The organism is Streptomyces sp. NPDC004134 (assembly GCF_042874195.1).
Lineage (GTDB): Bacteria > Actinomycetota > Actinomycetes > Streptomycetales > Streptomycetaceae > Streptomyces.
In genome coordinates, this window is sequence record NZ_JBIAMS010000031.1 from 93,325 (window position 1) to 110,661 (window position 17,337).

Here is a 17,337-nt window from a genome sequence, read left to right on the forward strand (position 1 = left end):
CCGGGCCCTGCGCGGCATCGTGCCGGAACGGGAAACTCATCGGTCCGCTTCCGGCCATCATCGGGCGGCGGCACCGGTTTCGCCGATCAGCCGTCCCCCCGTCGGGGTCCCCGGCGCCGACCGACGCCGGGAGGGGCGCGGTGGTGGCCCCGCGGGCCCCGCCTCCGTCGCCCCCATGAGATATCGGGCTGATCACGCCCACCAGGCTATCCCCTAGGGGCTGGGCGCCGTCCACGGCCGAATGTGTACAAACGCAGCCCCCGTTCTTTGACGATCCGCACAGCTTCTCCAGCCTGCGGAGCGTCCTTCACCTGGACTAAAGCCTTCCGTATGGCCCTGTTGGGTCCGGCGTGCCGGGAGGTGGCGAACGTCACCATCGGAGCGTATGAGCGAGGGGTGCGGCCCGGTGCCGGACGGGCCGCCCGGGGCGCGTTACGCCGCCAGCTCGTCCGCCGCCGCGACCGCCTCCGCCAGGCTGTCCACCACCGGGACGCCCGCGGCCTCCAGGCTCGCGCGGCTGTGCGAACCGCCGGTGTAGAGCACGGCCCGTACCCCCGCGTGCCGCGCGGCCGTGGCGTCGTCCACCGCGTCCCCGATCACGACCGTACGGGCCGGGTCTATGCCCTGGAGCGCGCCGAGGTGGCGCACCATGTGCGTGGCCTTCCCGCTGTCGGACGGGCCGGTGCGGCCGTCGATCCGTACGAAGTGGTCCGCGATGCCGTGCGAACGCACCATCGGCAGCAGTTGCTCGTGCGGCGCGAGGGAGCACAGCGACTGCGTCTGGCCCGCGGCCCGCCGCTGCGCCAGCAGCTCCGCCGCGCCGTCGGCGAGGGCGGCCGCCTCGGCGCGCACCCAGTAGTGCCGGTGGAAGGTCTCGTCCATGATCTCCCACTCCTCGGCCGTCGGCAGCCGGCCCAGCAGCCGCTCGTAGAACCGCGGCACCGGAACGCAGTACAGCTCGCGATAGCGCTCCAGCGTGATGGGCGGCAGGCCCAGCTCGGTGAAGGAGGCGTTCGTCGCCTCTATCACGGCGTGGATGTCGTGGAAGAGAGTGCCGTTCCAGTCCCAGACGAGGTGTGTACGCACCCCAGAACGGTAACCGGCCGGTCTGACAACCGGGCCGGAGAGCCGCGCCGGTATCCCGGGCGGCCCCGGCGGCTCAGCCGACGAGGTTCCCGATCTCCTGTACGCCGTACCAGAGCAGCTCGTGGTCCTCGGCGCCGTCGACCGTGAACCGCGCGTCGTCGTCGCCGGCGTCGGCGGCGCCCAGCGCGGCCACGGCGGCCGCGACGTCCGCCGCCGCGTCGTCCGCGTCCACGTGCACCGCCGCGGCGAGCTTCAGCGGCACGGCGGCCGCGACCCGGACCTCGCCGATCGCGGCCGGGTCCATCCCCCGATCGGGGTCGGCCGCCGCGGCGCCCTCGGGCAGCTCCACCGCGACCACGACCCGGCGCGGCGGGGCGCCGGGGGCGGGGGCGATCGCCAGCAGCCGCAGCGACGCCTGGGCGGCGCGGGTGAGGGCCGCGTACTCCAGCTCTTCGAGGTTGTCCGAGACGTACCACTCGCGCAGCGCCGGGGTCACGGCGTAGGCCACGAGCGGCGCCGGGCCCAGCTCACCGGCCTCGTGTGCCCGCGCCAGGCCGGGCAGGGTCAGGGGGACGTACACGCGCATGGGCGAACTATACGGCGGCGGTCCCCCGTCCGAGTGGGTCGGCCGGGCCCGCGGCGACGCCACCGTGTGCGAGCCCCGTCGCAGGCGCGACGGGGCGGCGGGCGGGCGCCGGAGGGGGTGCGTCACCTGGAGGGGTGAATCCTCCGGGGGCCGGGCGAGGAGGCGGGGGACGTTGCGGAGTGACGAGGCGCGCCGGTAGACCTTCGGGCATCGCGAACCACACGCATCACGGGGGTGACAGCGTGACGACCACACGCACGCGGCCGGAAGGCGGGCCGGAGCGGAACGAGCCGGCCGCAGACACGGGGACCGGCGACGAACGGACCGGGAACGAACGAGTCGGGAACGAACGGACCGGGGACCAACGGACTGGGAACCAACGGGCCGGAGACGCACCGGCCGGGAACGCACCGGCCGGGGGCGCCGTGGCCGGCCGGCCACACGAACCGGCGCACGGGCCGCCGCACCGCTCGCCGCACGGCGCGGCATCCGACGCGGCACACCGCCGGAGCCCGGCCCGCCGGCCACCGCGCGGGAAACCGCGGCGGCCCCGCGGCCGCACCGCCCCGCCCGGCCGGCGCGACACCCGCCGCCCCGGCCGCCCGCCCGCGCGCCGCCCACCGGCGGAGCTGCGCCCGCACGAGTGGTTCGCCGAACGGCTGATGCTCGCGCTCAGCGGCCAGCGGCCGATGCACTGGCTCCTCGGCCACACCACGGGCCGCGCCTACGACCAACTCGCCGCGTTCGCGGACGACCTGCCCCTGCGCGAAGGACCCCGCCCGGAACTGCGGGCCTGCGGCTACTGCCGCCCCGCGCCCGACGCCATCGAGGGCTTCGCCCGCATCGCCGTGGGCGACCGGCTCCGCGCCCTGGCCTTCCGCCTGGAACTGGGCCCCGACCACCGCTGGCGCTGCGCCGCGGTCGAAATGGCCCCGAGCCCGGAGGGGACCGCATGACGACGGCGGGGCCGGTCCTCCCGGACCGGCCCCGCCGTGCGATGACGTACTACGGCATCACTTCTTGCGCCGCTTGCCCTTCGAGCCGCCCTTCTGGGCCTTGCGGCGCTCCGCGCGGGTGCGGCCGTCGCCGGAGCCGCCGGAGGTGGCGGCCTGGGCGCCGTCGGTGGCCAGCTCGCCCTCCTCGACGCCGCCCTCCGCCGTGGGGGCGGAGAAGTGCAGCCGGTCGGGGCGCTGCGGCTGGTCGAGGCCCTTGGCGAGGATCGCCGGGGCCGGGGTCGCGTCCTGCGGCGCGGCGTCGGCGGGCGCCGCGTCCTGCACCGGGACCTCCTCGACCTGCTGCTCGACCTGGACCTCCAGGTTGAACAGGTAGCCGACGGACTCCTCCTTGATGCCGTCCATCATGGCGTTGAACATGTCGAAGCCCTCGCGCTGGAACTCCACCAGCGGGTCCTTCTGCGCCATCGCGCGCAGTTGGATTCCCTCCTGGAGGTAGTCCATCTCGTAGAGGTGCTCACGCCACTTGCGGTCCAGCACCGACAGCACGACGCGGCGCTCCAGCTCGCGCATGATCTCCGAGCCGAGCTGCTCCTCGCGCTTGTCGTACTGCGCGCGGACGTCCTCCTTGACCATGTCCTCGATGAACTCGGGCGTGATGCCCGCCCGGTCGCCCGCGGCCTCCTCCAGCTCGTCGACCGTCACGGAGACGGGGTAGAGCTGCTTGAAGGCCCGCCACAGCCGGTCGAGGTCCCACTCCTCGGCGAAGCCCTCGACGGTCTCGGCCTGGATGTAGGCGTCGATGGTGTCGTCCATGAAGTGGCGTACCTGCTCGTGCAGGTCCTCGCCCTCCAGCACCCGCTTGCGCTCGCCGTAGATGACCTCGCGCTGGCGGTTCATGACCTCGTCGTACTTCAGGACGTTCTTGCGCGTCTCGAAGTTCTGCTGCTCGACCTGCGACTGGGCCGAGGCGATGGCGCGGGTGACCATCTTGTTCTCGATCGGCACGTCGTCCGGCACGTTGGCCATCGACATGACGCGCTCCACCAACTGCGCCTTGAAGAGGCGCATCAGGTCGTCGCCGAGGGAGAGGTAGAAGCGGGACTCGCCGGGGTCGCCCTGACGGCCGGAGCGGCCGCGCAACTGGTTGTCGATACGCCGCGACTCGTGCCGCTCGGTGCCCAGCACGTACAGCCCGCCGAGGTCCTTGACCTCCTCGTACTCGGCCTTGACCGCCGCCTCCGCCTTCTCCAGCGCGGCCGGCAGCCCCGCCGCCCACTGCTCGGCGTGCTCGACCGGGTCCAGGCCCTGCTGGCGCAGGTCGGCCTCGGCGAGGTCGTCGGGGTTGCCGCCGAGCTTGATGTCGGTGCCGCGGCCGGCCATGTTCGTGGCGACGGTGATCGCGCCCCGGCGGCCGGCCTGGGCGACGATGATGGCCTCGCGGTCGTGCTGCTTGGCGTTGAGCACCTCGTGCTGCACGCCGCGCTTGTTGAGCTGCTGCGAGAGGTACTCGGACTTCGCCACCGAGGTCGTGCCGACCAGCACCGGCTGGCCCTTCTTGTACTTCTCCTCGATGTCGTCGACGACGGCGTTGAACTTCGCCTCTTCGGTCCGGTAGATCAGGTCGGACTGGTCCATGCGCGCCAGCGGCCGGTTGGTGGGGATGGGCACCACGCCGAGCTTGTAGATCTGCTGGAACTCGGCGGCCTCGGTCATGGCCGTACCGGTCATGCCGGCCAGGCCCGGCTCTTCCTTGCCGTCGCGGTCGTGGCGCTTGTAGAGGCGGAAGAAGTTCTGCAGGGTGATCGTGGCGAGCGTCTGGTTCTCGTCCTTGATGTCGACGCCCTCTTTGGCCTCGATCGCCTGGTGCATGCCCTCGTTGTAGCGGCGCCCCGCGAGGATACGGCCCGTGTGCTCGTCGACGATCATGACTTCGCCGTTCATGACGACGTAGTCCTTGTCCTTCTTGAACAGCTCCTTGGCCTTGATGGCGTTGTTCAGATAGCCGACCAGGGGGGTGTTCACGGACTCGTAGAGGTTGTCGATGCCCAGGTAGTTCTCCACCTTGGCGACGCCCGCCTCATGGATGGCGACGGTCCGCTTCTTCTCGTCCACGTCGTAGTCGCCGGTCTCCTGCTTGCCCAGGCGCGGGTCGCCCGGCTCGCCCTTGGTCAGCCGGGTGACCAGCTTGGCGAAGTCGGCGTACCACTTGGTGGCCTGGTCGGCGGGGCCGGAGATGATCAGTGGCGTACGGGCCTCGTCGATGAGGATGGAGTCGACCTCGTCGACGATCGCGAAGTTGTGGCCGCGCTGCACCAGCTCGTCCTTCGACCACGCCATGTTGTCGCGGAGGTAGTCGAAGCCGAACTCGTTGTTCGTCCCGTAGGTGATGTCGCACTTGTACTGCTCGCGGCGCTGCGCCGGCGGCATGTTGGCGAGGATGCAGCCGACCGAGAGGCCCAGGAAGCGGTGGACGCGGCCCATCCACTCGGAGTCGCGCTGGGCGAGGTAGTCGTTGACCGTGACGATGTGCACGCCCTTGCCGGAGATCGCGTTCAGATACGCGGGCAGGGTGCCGACCAGGGTCTTGCCCTCGCCGGTCTTCATCTCGGCCACGTAGCCCTCGTGCAGCGCCGCGCCGCCCATGATCTGGACGTCGTAGTGGCGCTCGCCGAGGATGCGGTGGGCCGCCTCGCGCACGGTGGCGAACGCCTCGGGCAGGATGTCGTCGAGGGACTCGCCGTCCTCGTAGCGCTGCTTGTATTCCTCGGTCAGTGCGCGCAGCTCGGCATCGGAGAGGTCGGTGAAGTCCTCTTCGATGGAGTTGACCTGGTCCGCGATGCGGTTGAGCTTGCGCAGGATCTTTCCTTCGCCTGCGCGCATGATCTTTCCGAAGACGGACACTTTGGGCTGGCTCCTTGCCGGTCGGGCCTGGCACGGTCGGGTGCGCTGGTGCGGCCCCTGTCCTCTGGGGCTCCTCTCGGGCCTCGCGGAGCCCACGGCCGCACCGGCCATCGTATGCGAGGACGCGGGCGCCCCGGGAGGTCCAGCCCAGGGACGTTAGGTGCCGTCACCGTACGTGTCAACGCCCGAACCCCGCGGAAAGTGCCGCAAAGGCCGCGACGGGCGGCCGTGACGGGGGTGTGCACGCGGGGGTGGCGGGGCGGAAAAGCCGTGGCGGGGCGGGGGGCGCGGGCGGAGAATCCGTGAATGGAACCCGTCACACTCGACACCGGCCGGCTGCTGCTGCGGCCCATGGAAGCCGGCGACATCGACGCCGTCCTGGCCGCCTGCCAGGACCCGGACGTGCAGCGCTGGACCCGCGTACCGTCGCCGTACGGGCGCGGGCACGCGGAGGACTTCGTCCTCAAGGTCGGCCCGGCGGGCTGGCGCGAGGACACCATGTACAACTTCGGCGTCTTCACCCGCGACGGCGGGGCGCTGGTGGGCTCGATGGGGCTCGTCGGTTTCACGCCGTCGCGGCACGCGGAGCGGGTCGCGGAGCTGGGGTACTGGACGGCGCCGGGGCAACGGCGGCGCGGGTACACGGCGGAGGCGGTGGCGGCCGTGGTGCGGTGGGCGTTCACGGAGGTGGGCATCGACCGGGTGGAGTGGTTCGCCGAGGTGGGCAACGAGCCGTCGCGGGCGGTGGCGCTGCGGGCGGGGTTCACGATGGAGGGCACGCTGCGGTCGTGGTTCGTCAACCACGGCACGCGGCGCGACGCCTGGGTGGCGTCGCTGCTGCCCTCGGACCTGGGGCTGGAGTCGCGGCTGCCGTATCTGCCGGCACCGCAGCCGTAGCCGTGGCCGGAACCGTGACCGTAGCGGTGGGTGTCCGAAAGCGCACGGGGTGTCCAACTGTGCTGCTGGCGCGGCCCGCCCGGGAAGCGGACAATCTTCCCCATGGACCCGATCACGCTGGTCACCGACCGCCTGCTGCTCCGCCCCGCGGAGCCCGGTGACGTCGACGCCGTCCTGGCCGCCTGCCAGGACCCCGGCATCCAGCGCTGGCTGCCCGTCCCTTCGCCGTACGAGCGGGAGCACGCGGAGGAGTACGTACTGAAGATCATCCCGGCCGGCTGGCGCGAGGACCGGCAGTACGACCTGGTCCTCACCGATCTGGAGAGCGGCGCGCTGGTGGGCTCGGCGGGCGTCGGGCGGACGGCCGGGCCGGAGGAGCGGGTCCGCTCGGTCGGCTTCTGGACCGCCCCCGGGCACCGCGGGCAGGGGTATGCGGGCGAGGCGGTGGCGGCGCTGGCCCGCTGGGCGTTCACGGAGCTGGGCGCGGACCGGCTGGAGTGGCTGGCGCAGGTGGGGAACGAGGGCTCGCGGTCGGTGGCGCGCAAGGCCGGCTTCACGATGGAGGGCGTGCTGCGCTCGCGGCTCATCCACCGGGGCGTGCGGCGGGACGCCTGGGTGGCGTCGCTGCTGCCGTCGGACCTGGGCCTGGCCCCGCAGGTGCCGTACGGGGCACGTGCGACGTACCCGGCGCGGACGGCAGGCTGACCCGCAGGCGGGGCAGGCCGGGCAGGGGCCCGCTCGGGCACCGGCGCAGGTCGGACGCCGGGCAGGGCTCCGGGGCGGGTTGTCAGAGGCAGGCTCTACGCTCGCCGGCATGACCACGAACGTGTCTCTCTCCGCCGACGACGCCCGCCGTATCGCCCTGCGCGCCCAGGGGCTGCTCGGCGCGCCCGATCGCCGCGCCGGTGCCCGCGGGGTGCTGCGGCGGCTGGGCGCGGTGCAGTTGGACACGATCTCGGTGCTCGCCCGGTCGCACGAGCTGGTGCCGTACGCGCGCCTGGGCGCCATCGGCCGCGAGGCCGTGGAGTCGGCGTACTGGTCGGGGACGGCCGCGTTCGAGTACTGGTCGCACGCGGCCTGCATCCTGCCCATCGAGGAGTGGCCGCTGTTCGCCTTCCGCCGCCGGGACCGCCGCGCCCGCGGCTACCGCTGGCACCATCTGCAGGACCCGGTGGGCTCCCGCGCCGCCGTCGTGGACCGGCTGCGCGCCGACGGACCGCTGACCTCCACGGACCTGGGCGGGGCGAAGAAGGGCGGCCCGTGGTGGGACTGGTCGGAGACGAAGATCGCGGTGGAGACGCTGCTCGACGCCGGCGAGGTCGTCGTCACGGCCAGGCGCGGCTGGAAGCGGGTGTACGACCTGGCGGAGCGCGCCGTCCCCGACGCCCTGTTCCACGACGACCTGACGGACGAGGAGTGCCTGCGCCGGCTGGTCGTCCAGGCGGGCCGTGCCCTCGGCGTGGCCACGCGCGCGGACCTGGCTGATTATCACCGTCTCAAAAGCGAGCAGGTCGCCGCCGTCGTGGGGGACACGGAGCTGGTCGAGGTGGAGGTCGAGGGCTGGGGCAAGCCGGCGTGGGCCGACCCGGAGGCGCTGGCAGACGCCCCGCGGGGGCGGCACAGGACGACGCTGCTCTCCCCCTTCGACTCCCTGATCTGGGACCGGCCGCGTACGGAGCGGATCTTCGGACTGACCCACCGGCTGGAGGCGTACGTGCCGAAGCCCCAGCGGATACACGGGTATTTCGCCATGCCGGTGCTCGCCGGCGGCCGGCTCGTCGGCCGGGTCGACCCGGGCCGCGAGGGGAGCACGCTCGTCGCCCGCCAGGTGACGCTGGGCGCGGACCGGCCGAACGGCGTCACGCCGGCGAAGGCCGTGGAGCCCACGGCGGCGGCGCTCGCGGAGGCGGCGAGCTGGGTCGGGGCGCAGTCGGTGCGGGTGGAGCGGGTCAGCCCGCCGGAGCTGCACACGCCGCTCGCGCGGGCGGCGGAGAAGGCCGTGGCCGCGGGCTGAAGTCCCGGCCGCCCGGCCCCGCGGCTCGATGTGCGCGCGGGGCAACGGGCGCCGCAGCGGCGCCCGGGGGCGTCAGCGGATTTCGAGGATCTTCTCGCGCATCGCGTAGACGACGGCTTCCATCCTGGAGTGCAACTGCAGCTTCTCCAGGATGTTGCGCACGTGGTTCTTCACCGTGTTCTCGCTGATGAACAGCTCTTTGGCGATGTCGCGGTTGTTCATCCCGGTGGCCACGAGCTTGAGCACTTCCAGCTCGCGGTCGGTCAGCCGCGGCGCCGGCACGAGCCGCCGCTCGTCGGTGCGCTGGATCATCGACTTGAACTCGGTCAGCAGCTTCGACGCCATCGAGGGGCTGATCTGCGACTGCCCGTCGGCCACGGCGCGGATCGCGGCGGAGACCTCGTCGGTGGAGATCTCCTTGAGCAGATAGCCCGTCGCGCCCGCCTTGATCGCGTCGTAGAGGTCGGCTTCCTCGTCGCTGATCGTCAGCATGATGATCTTCGCGCTGGGGGCGACTTCCTTGATGGCCGTGCACGCCTCGATGCCGCTGCGGCGCGGCATCCGGATGTCCATCAGCACGATGTCGGGAAGGAGGTCGGCGGCCTTGTCCACGGCCTCGGCGCCGTCGCCCGCCTCACCGACGACCTGAATGTCCTCCTCCTGCGCGAGGACGATCTCCAAGCCGCGGCGGAAGAGCTCATGGTCGTCCACGACGAGGACGCGAATCGGCTCCTCCCGGGGACCGACCGCCGCCTTCGGCTCACCAGCTCCGCTCAGCTCGAACTCCGCCACGCTTGCCCCCAGGCACCGACATTGCCGTGCGCGCACATGATTTCACGATCGGGCGGCGGGGTGACGCCCCCGCCGCCCGCCTACCGTCGCCTTTCAGCCGCCCAGGGCGCCCCCTGCACCGTCGGGCAGCGACTCCTCGATCAGATACGGGTCGAGGTGGATCACGCCGTAGTCATATGCGTGCCTGCGGTAGACAACGCTGGGCAGTTTCTTGTCGGAGTCGACGAAGAGATAGAAGTCGTGCCCCACGAGCTCCATCTCGTAGAGCGCCTGGTCCAGCGTCATCGGCGGGGCGGCGTGCGTCTTCTCCCGCACCACGAGCGGGCCGTCGCCGTCCACCTCCAGCGGTCCGCGGCGGTGGAGCCGGGAGCCGCTCTCCAGCGGCTCGCTCTCCGCCGTCGTCTCCATCGACGGGGTCGTCAGCTCCCCGTCGTCGGTGAGCTGCGCCGCGTGCGCCACGACGTCGCCCACTTCCGCGGCCGTGCGGCGGTCCTTGCCGGGCCGCCTGGTCTTGCGCTTGTCGTGCTGCTTGCGCAGCCTCGCCTCCAGCTTGGCCGTCGCCAGGTCCAGGGCTGCGTACGGGTCGGCCGCGGCCGCTTCGGCGCGTACCACGGGCCCCCGGGAGTGAACTGTGATCTCCACCCGGTCGCAGCGGTCGGCCAGCCGCGGGTTGTGCTCCTTGGACACCTCGACATCAAGGCTGATCACCTTGCCGTCGAACTTCTGGATCTTGTCCAGCTTCAGCTTCTCGGCCACATGCCGACGAAACCGCTCGGGAACCTCGGTCTTGCGGCCCTTGACGACGATGTCCACGCAGAACTCCGTTCTGGAGCGGCTCCGCGTACCGCTGAGCTGACGGGCGAAGCCGGTCCCTTGGTGCGCTCGGGCCCCGGTTCGTGCCGGAGCCTCGGGGTTCTCTTCCGCCGGTCTCCCAGTCACGGGGGCCGGCTTTCACCTCCTCCTCCCCCACCGACAAGATCGACACCCCATCGGATCCAGCGGATTCGGCCCATCCACTGTTCTCACAGCCTCCTCACAATCGAACATAGCTCGCCTGAGATGCTGCGGCACCCCCTGAGACGACAGTGGTCCGATCAGGTGCTTCTACCTCCTTTCTACCTGCGGAAACGTAAGATTGCAGTCAAGGGAGCGGACACGCCCGACCTGCTTCGAACGCGTCGCTCGGCGCGGCCACGACGGCCGCCGCGAGCCCGCCATCGCAGCCTGCCGCGCGCACGGCCCGCGCGGCCTCGGCAAGGGACGCCCCGGTCGTCAGCACGTCGTCGACGAGCACGACCCGGCACCCGGGCGCGCCCAACCGCAGCGCACCGCCCCGGACCACCTCCAGCGCCCCCGAGACGTTCCGCCGCCGCGCCGCCGCGCCCAGCCCCGCCTGGTCGGCCACCGCCCGCCGCTGCCGCAGCACCGGCAGCAGCTCCGCCCGTATCCCGCCCCGCCGCAACCGCTCCGCGGCCACGAGCGCGAGCCGCCGCACCGGATCGTGCCCCCGCCGCACCACGGCCCCCCGCGCCGACGGCACCGGCACCAGCACCACCCGCTCCCCACCGGCCCCGCACACCCGCACCCGCCCACGCCGCCGCGCCCGCCCCGCCGCCTGAACCCCGGGATCACCGGACAACGCCGGGCCGCCGTCACCGTGATCCGTCCGCGCATCCCGGCCGCCGCACACCGCCGCCGCAAACCCGCCGCCCCGTGTCCGTGCACCCGCGCCGCCCCGCGCACACCGCCCCGCCTCCGCTGCCCGCACCCCCGCCGCCAGCGCCGCGCCCAGCGGGCGGGCCAGGCGCAGCGCGCCGCGCTCCTTGTGGGCCAGCAGCGCCGATCTCGCCGCGCCCGCGTACGCCATCGCCGCATACACCGGGGGCAGACCCGGCGGCCGCGGCCGGGGCGCCACGCGCCGCACCGCCCCCGCCGTCAGCTCCGCCGCACACCCCGCGCACAGCGCCCCCACGCCCCGGCCCGCCCCGCATCCCGCGCAGCCGGCCGGCAGCATCAACCCCGCCAGTTCCCGCCCTGTCCCCCGCATGCGCCCACCATGCCCGCCGCCACCGACACCCCGCGACCCCTGTGGACAACCCTCCGGCTGTGGACAACCCGGCGAAAACCCGCCGCCGGCTACTACCCCGGATACACCGGCGCCGTGCCGCCCTCCCCGCCCGGCACCGCCTTCCAGTACGCGTTCTGCGGCAGCCGCACGATCCCGTCCTCCGACGCCGCCACCAGCGGCTTCGTACCGTCCTCAGCCGCCGCCACCGACGTCACCCCGGTCATCCCCTGCCCCAGCTCCGCCGCCGGCGGCACCGACCCGTCCGTCGACACCAGCCGCATCTGCTGCACGCCCTCGGACTCCCGCCCCACGACCAGCAGCCGGCTCTCGCCCGCCCACGACACGGCCCGCACCTCCTCCAGCGCCCCGGTGTCGCGCAACTGCGCCACCACCGGCACGCCGTCCTTCACCGACACCGCCCCCAGCACCAGCCGGCTCTCCGACCCCTCGCTGACGACCAGCGCGATCCGCGCCCCCTCCGCCGACATCCGCAGCGCCTCGATCCGCCCTTCGAGACCCGTGACGTCGACACGCACCGGATCCGCGGTCCCGCCCGCCATCCAGTACAGCCGCGACTCCCCGCCGACCCGGTCGGCCACCCACAGGTCGCCCAGCCCGTCCCAGCTCGCCGCCGTCAGCCCGTCGCCCCGCGCGGCCTGCGCGTCGGTGGCACCGCTGGTCAGCAGCGGCTCCCCCAGCGCCGACGACTCGTCCAGCGACGACACGTACAGCGAGCGCCCCGTGGCCGTCACACCGGCCGCCTTCTTCTCCGAACGGGCCACCGCCGCCGACCCGAAGGCCGGCTTGCCGTCGCCGAGCGGGCTGATCACCGTCGCCGGCCCGGCCTCGCCCGCGTCCGGCCCCGACGACGTCCGTACCAGCCGGTTCTTGGCGTCGATGAAGTACAGCGAGGCCGGATGCCGCGCCAGCCGGTCCGGCGCGTACCGCTCGCCCGCCGCCGCGCTCAGGTCGCACATCTTGGTGTCCCCGGCCGTCAGCAACTCCACATTGTCGACGCGCACGCCCTCCTGGCTCTCCGCGGTGTGCAGCACCTGCGCCGCCATCCGCTCGCACGTGTGCAGCCCCGGCCTCGTCTCCAGCGCGAGCCGCACCCGCAGCGTGCCCTCCTCGTCGACCGTCAGCCGCTGGTTCTTCGCCAGCGTGGTGCGGGCGGGGAACGTCGTCTCCGTCACCGAGCCGATCAGCCCGCCCGGCCCGTCGAGCAGCGTGCGCACCGCGTCCGTCACGGGGTCGATCCGCCGCCGTACGTACACGGGGTCGGCCACCAGCGTGTCCCTGCTGCGCGCCGTGAAGTGGTACGTGGACGCCGACTGGAAGGTGCGCTCGAAGTCCGCCCGGCTGATCACCAGCCCCCGCGGCGGATCGACGATCCGCCACTGCCCGGACTTGCCCTCCTTCGACAGCTCGATGTTCAGGTTGTACGCCCGCTCGTCCGGCGTGTACGTGCCCGCGTCGTTGAGCCACGCGACCTTGTCGCCGCTCAGTTGGACGACCGCCGTGGTCATCTTGGCGCCGTTCACCGGCTTCGCCCCGGCCGCCGGCTGCTCCGCCACCCTGGGCGCCTCGGCCAGCACCGTCGTCTCGCCGGGAGTCCAGGTGCGCGCCTTCTTGGTCAGATACGCCTTGGCGACGGTGGCGTAGTCGTCACTGCGCAGGGCCTCCAGGAAGTCGGACACGATGCGCTGCGGGCTGGCCCCCGGCTCCGGCCGCTCCGCGTACGTACGCGCGCGGGGATCCTCGCGCTGCTCCGACAGCGGCACCTGGTGCACGCCCCCGCTGTCCGGCATGGACGCGCAGCCGGCGAGCAGCAGGAAGCCGCCGAGCAGCGCGAAGGTGGCGTAGCGGCGCGTACGGGCCTGCAGCCGGCGCCGGTACGCACCCGGGGTGCGGGCCGCCGTCCGGCGCCTCCGCCCGCGTACCGCCGACGCCCCTCCCGCACGCCTAGACGCGACCACCGCGCTCCCCCTCGCCGCCGACCTCACTAGGGACCTCACCGCCGCCTCCGCCGTCCTCAGGGAAGCCCTCAGAGCCGTTCTCGGCCCCATCCTCGCCCCGGGCACCCGCCGCCTCGTCGGCCGCCCCCGCATACCCGCTGACCCGCCGCCCGCTGCCGGGCAGCGCCGTCGGGTCCGCCTCCGCCCGCGCCGCGGGCCGCGGCGCCGCGGCCCGCGCGGCGGCGGCCGTCCCGCGCCCGCCCTGCGCCGGTACGGTCCCCAGCAGCTCACCGCCCGCGGACCCGCCGACCTTCGCCACGCTCACCGCGCCCGGCTCCTGCACCGTCCGCGCCGCCCGCCGCGCCCGCGAGTCCTCGGGCTCCAGCGACACCGGCGAACCGTGCAGCGGCTGACCGCCCGTCCGCGGCAGCGTCAGCCGGAACTGCGACCCGCCGCCCGGCTCGCCCCACGCCTGCAGCCAGCCGCCGTGCAGCCGGGCGTCCTCCAGCGAGATCGACAGCCCCAGCCCGGTCCCACCCGTGGTACGGGCACGGGCCGGATCGGCGCGCCAGAAACGGTTGAACACCCGGGTCGCCTCGCCGGGCTTCAGCCCCACGCCGTAGTCGCGCACCGCCACCGCGACCGCGCTCTCCGACGCCCCGAGGCGTACGACGACGTCGCGGCCCTCGCCGTGCTCCACGGCGTTGACGACCAGATTGCGCAGCACCCGCTCCACGCGCCGCGAGTCGACCTCGGCGATCACCGGCCGCTCGTCGCCCGTGACGAGCAGCCGCCCGCCCTTGGCGTCCGCGAGCATCTGCGCCCCGCCCACGACGCGCCGCACGATCTCCCGCAGGTCGACGGGCTCGGCGTCCAGCGCCGCGGCACCCGCGTCGAAGCGGCTGATCTCCAGCAGGTCGGAGAGCAGCGACTCGAACCTGTCCAACTGATCGAGCAGCAGCTCCGCGGAGCGCGCGGTCACCGGATCGAAGTCCTCGCGCGACTCGTGGATGACGTCCGCGGCCATCCGCACCGTCGTCAGCGGGGTGCGCAGCTCGTGCGAGACGTCGGAGACGAAGCGGCGCTGCATCCGCGACAGCTCTTCGAGCTGCTGGATCTTCACCTGGAGGTTCTGCGCCATCTTGTTGAACGACTGGCCGAGCCGCGCGATGTCGTCCTCGCCGCTGACCTTCATCCGTTCCTGGAGCCGCCCCGCCGCCAGCCGCTCGGCGATGCCGGCGGCCATCCGCACGGGCGTGACCACCTGCCGTACGACGAGCCAGGCGATGGCCCCGAGCAGCACCACCACGAACACCCCGGCCGTCGCCAGCGTCCCCTTCACCAGGCTCAGCGTCTTCTCCTCCTGGGTGAAGGGGAAGACGAAGTAGAGCTGGTACGGGTTGTTGTTCGGGTCGTTCAGCCGCTTGCCGATGATCAGCGACGGCTCGCTCTCACCCGAGCCGCGCTTCCAGACCCGCGCGTACTGCTCGTAGATCCCCGAGCCGCCGCCGCGGTCGACCTTCTCGCGCAGATCGGCCGGGATGCTGTCGACCGACGTGTCGTCCGAGACGAGCGAGCCGCGCGGATTGTCGGAAGAACCGGTGGCCTCGTTGTTCACGCCGGAGGTCATCACCAGTACGGACACCACGCCCTGGCCGCTGCCCATGAGCTGCTCCACCAGGGCCGCCCGCCACTCCGCGGAGTTCACGGGCGCCGTGGCCTCGCTGCCGCTGCCGGGCTCCTCCGCCGCGCCCCGTATCTCCGCCTGCGCGAAGCCGCTCTGCGCCTGCCCGTGCGCGGCACCGAGCTTCGCCTCCAGCAGGCCGTTGCGGACCTGCCCGATGACGACGATGCCGAGCAGCACGACGACGCCCAGCGACATCAGCAGGGTGGTGGCGACCACCCGCAACTGGATGTTCCGCCGGTACAGCTTCGTCGCGATGTGCAACGGGCGGCGCACCCAGCGCATGCACAGCCGGACGAACGGCTGCACCGGCCCTCCGGGCACGCCTTCCCGCGGCAGCACGCGGAACACGTCAGCTCGGTCCCGCCTTGTAACCGACGCCGCGGACGGTCACCACGATCTCCGGCTTCTCGGGGTCCTTCTCCACCTTCGAGCGCAGCCGCTGCACGTGGACGTTCACCAGCCGGGTGTCGGCGGCATGCCGATAGCCCCAGACCTGCTCCAGCAGCACCTCGCGCGTGAAGACCTGCCACGGCTTGCGCGCCAGCGCCACCAGCAGGTCGAATTCCAGCGGCGTCAGCGCGATCGGCTCCCCGCCGCGCTTCACCGAATGCCCGGCGACGTCGATCACCAGATCGCCGATCGCCAACTGCTCCGGCACCGGCTCCTCCGACCGGCGCAGCCGGGCCCGGATACGGGCCACCAGCTCTTTGGGCTTGAACGGTTTGACGATGTAGTCGTCGGCCCCGGATTCCAGGCCCACGACAACGTCCACGGTGTCGCTTTTCGCCGTCAGCATGACGATCGGCACACCAGACTCCGCCCTGATCAGGCGGCAGACCTCGATACCGTCCCGGCCGGGCAGCATGAGGTCGAGAAGCACCAGGTCGGGCTTCGACTCGCGAAACGCGGCAAGAGCCTTGTCACCGTCCGAGACAAATGACGGCTCGAAGCCTTCCCCGCGCAGCACGATGCCGAGCATCTCGGCCAGTGCCGTGTCGTCATCGACGACGAGAACGCGTCCCTTCATGACGACATCATCCCATTTACACATCCCATACAGAGAATCCCGTGTCCCAGGTCACGCCCCGGCCACCGCCGGCACGCACCTCTTCCCCTGACGATCACCCACGGTCAACGCACAACCAGCTCCGTGAGCGAATCCCCCGTCACCGGCGAGGCCACCCCACGTTCCGTGACCAGAGCCGTCACCAGCTCCGGCGGGGTGACGTCGAACGCCGGGTTGTACGCCTGCGTGCCCGCAGGTGCGACCGCGTAGGTCACCGCGGCCTGCCCCGGACCCGACCCGGCGGCGTGCGGCACGGAGACCTCCGTGACCTCGCCCCCGGCCCGCTGCTCCACCTCGATGGCCGAGCCGTCCGGCGTACTGAAGTCCACCGTCGTCGTCGGCGCGACGACGAGGAACGGAACCCGATGGTAGCGGGCCAGCACCGCCAGCGGATACGTCCCGACCTTGTTGGCCACCGACCCGTCCGCCGCGATCCGGTCCGCGCCCAGGATCACCGCGTCCACCTGCCCGTTCGCGAACAGCGATCCGGCAGCGTTGTCCGTCAGCAGCGTGTACGGCATCCCCGCCCGCCCCGCCTCGTACGCGGTCAGCCGGGCCCCCTGCAGGAGGGGACGGGTCTCGTCCACCCACAGGCGCCGCAGCTCCCCGGACCGGTGCGCCGCCAGCACCACGGCCAGCGCCGTACCCCCGCCACCGGACACCAGCGCGCCGGTGTTGCAGTGCGTGAGCACCCGGTAACCGCCCTGGGGCACCAGCTCGCCGAGCAGCCTCAGCCCGTGCTCGGCCATCCGCGCGCTGGCCCGCGCATCATCGGCATGCAACCGCCGTGCCTCGGCAAGCGCGGCCCCGGCCGCCCCGGCATCCCCGTCGCCGGCCTCCAGGGAGGCGTGAAAGGCGCCCTGCGCCTTCCGTACGCCGTACGCCAGATTCACGGCGGTCGGCCGCGCCTCTGCCAGCAGCTCGGCGGCCTGGCCGACGTCGTCGCCCCGCGCGGCCGCCAGGGCAACGCCGTACGCACCGGCAATACCCAGCAACGGGGCGCCCCGCACGGCAAGCGTCTGAATCGCCCGCACCAGCGCCGGCACGTCGGTACACACCAACTCCACCTCGTCAGCGGGCAGTCGCGTCTGATCCAGCAGAACGACGACGGGGCCGTCCCTGCCGTCCGACGGCTCTTCCCAACGAAGCGCGGCTATCTCCTCGGCCATTGTCCCAGTCTGCAAGGACCCCGGAAATGACTCAACCCCTGGGCGACAGCCCAGGGGTTGAATCCAAGAATTGTTCGGCGGTGACCTACTCTCCCACACGGTCCCCCATGCAGTACCATCGGCGCGGACGGGCTTAGCTTCCGGGTTCGGAATGAGACCG

At 72.7% G+C, this 17,337-nt stretch carries 14 protein-coding genes and 1 rRNA gene; 4 read left to right on the forward strand and 11 right to left on the reverse strand.

Annotated elements, in window-relative coordinates:
• Positions 1-432: 432 nt before the first annotated feature.
• Both ACFYVJ_RS30395 and ACFYVJ_RS30400 read right to left on the reverse strand, forming a co-directional pair.
• Positions 433-1,086, reverse strand: coding sequence for an HAD family hydrolase (locus tag ACFYVJ_RS30395; RefSeq protein WP_388898245.1), 654 nt, complete (start codon positions 1,084-1,086; stop codon positions 433-435).
• Positions 1,087-1,159: 73 nt separating this feature from the next.
• Positions 1,160-1,672 (reverse strand): DUF6912 family protein, encoded by a 513-nt coding sequence (locus tag ACFYVJ_RS30400; RefSeq protein WP_125935073.1) that lies wholly within the window; start codon positions 1,670-1,672, stop codon positions 1,160-1,162.
• Between the two features lie 425 nt (positions 1,673-2,097).
• On the opposite strand from ACFYVJ_RS30400, the gene ACFYVJ_RS30405 reads away from it, so the two are divergent.
• Positions 2,098-2,628 (forward strand): Rv3235 family protein, encoded by a 531-nt coding sequence (locus ACFYVJ_RS30405; protein ID WP_388898248.1) that lies wholly within the window; start codon positions 2,098-2,100, stop codon positions 2,626-2,628.
• A gap of 57 nt (positions 2,629-2,685) precedes the next feature.
• Here ACFYVJ_RS30405 and secA read toward each other — a convergent pair whose 3' ends face one another.
• Complete coding sequence (gene secA / locus ACFYVJ_RS30410; RefSeq protein WP_388898251.1) at positions 2,686-5,529, reverse strand: preprotein translocase subunit SecA; 2,844 nt, start codon at positions 5,527-5,529, stop codon at positions 2,686-2,688.
• Positions 5,530-5,835: 306 nt separating this feature from the next.
• Here secA and ACFYVJ_RS30415 point away from each other — a divergent pair, with 306 nt between their 5' ends.
• The 3 genes from ACFYVJ_RS30415 to ACFYVJ_RS30425 all read left to right on the forward strand — a co-directional run bounded on the left by ACFYVJ_RS30415 (position 5,836) and on the right by ACFYVJ_RS30425 (position 8,440).
• Positions 5,836-6,426: a GNAT family N-acetyltransferase gene (locus tag ACFYVJ_RS30415; RefSeq protein WP_388898254.1), complete on the forward strand. Its 591-nt coding sequence runs from the start codon at positions 5,836-5,838 to the stop codon at positions 6,424-6,426.
• Positions 6,427-6,528: 102 nt separating this feature from the next.
• The gene (locus tag ACFYVJ_RS30420) at positions 6,529-7,131 is read left to right on the forward strand and encodes a GNAT family N-acetyltransferase (protein ID WP_388898257.1); all 603 of its coding nucleotides are present in this window, start codon (positions 6,529-6,531) and stop codon (positions 7,129-7,131) included.
• Positions 7,132-7,240: 109 nt separating this feature from the next.
• Complete coding sequence (locus ACFYVJ_RS30425) at positions 7,241-8,440, forward strand: winged helix-turn-helix domain-containing protein (protein WP_388898260.1); 1,200 nt, start codon at positions 7,241-7,243, stop codon at positions 8,438-8,440.
• A 72-nt stretch (positions 8,441-8,512) separates the two neighbouring features.
• On the opposite strand, the gene ACFYVJ_RS30430 is transcribed toward ACFYVJ_RS30425, so the two are convergent.
• The 8 genes from ACFYVJ_RS30430 to rrf form a co-directional block, all read right to left on the reverse strand.
• Complete coding sequence (locus ACFYVJ_RS30430; RefSeq protein WP_281617995.1) at positions 8,513-9,232, reverse strand: response regulator transcription factor; 720 nt, start codon at positions 9,230-9,232, stop codon at positions 8,513-8,515.
• Between the two features lie 93 nt (positions 9,233-9,325).
• Complete coding sequence (gene hpf, locus ACFYVJ_RS30435; RefSeq protein ID WP_388898263.1) at positions 9,326-10,045, reverse strand: ribosome hibernation-promoting factor, HPF/YfiA family; 720 nt, start codon at positions 10,043-10,045, stop codon at positions 9,326-9,328.
• A 328-nt stretch (positions 10,046-10,373) separates the two neighbouring features.
• A complete protein-coding gene (locus ACFYVJ_RS30440; protein ID WP_388898266.1) occupies positions 10,374-11,279 on the reverse strand; it encodes a ComF family protein in 906 nt (301 codons plus the stop codon).
• Between the two features lie 92 nt (positions 11,280-11,371).
• Positions 11,372-13,276 (reverse strand): LpqB family beta-propeller domain-containing protein, encoded by a 1,905-nt coding sequence (locus ACFYVJ_RS30445; RefSeq protein ID WP_388898269.1) that lies wholly within the window; start codon positions 13,274-13,276, stop codon positions 11,372-11,374.
• Positions 13,263-15,290 (reverse strand): MtrAB system histidine kinase MtrB, encoded by a 2,028-nt coding sequence (gene mtrB / locus ACFYVJ_RS30450; protein ID WP_388898271.1) that lies wholly within the window; start codon positions 15,288-15,290, stop codon positions 13,263-13,265. The genes ACFYVJ_RS30445 and mtrB overlap by 14 nt, the downstream gene beginning before the upstream one ends.
• A gap of 1 nt (position 15,291) precedes the next feature.
• Positions 15,292-15,969 carry a two-component system response regulator MtrA gene (mtrA, locus tag ACFYVJ_RS30455; RefSeq protein ID WP_018840454.1) on the reverse strand — a complete coding sequence of 226 codons (678 nt, stop codon included), beginning with the start codon at positions 15,967-15,969 and terminating at the stop codon, positions 15,292-15,294.
• Between the two features lie 104 nt (positions 15,970-16,073).
• Entirely contained in the window at positions 16,074-17,177 is a 1,104-nt protein-coding gene (gene mtnA, locus ACFYVJ_RS30460) for an S-methyl-5-thioribose-1-phosphate isomerase (RefSeq protein WP_388898276.1), read from the reverse strand.
• 72 nt (positions 17,178-17,249) lie between these two features.
• Positions 17,250-17,337 (reverse strand): 5S ribosomal RNA (gene rrf, locus ACFYVJ_RS30465); the annotation flags it as partial.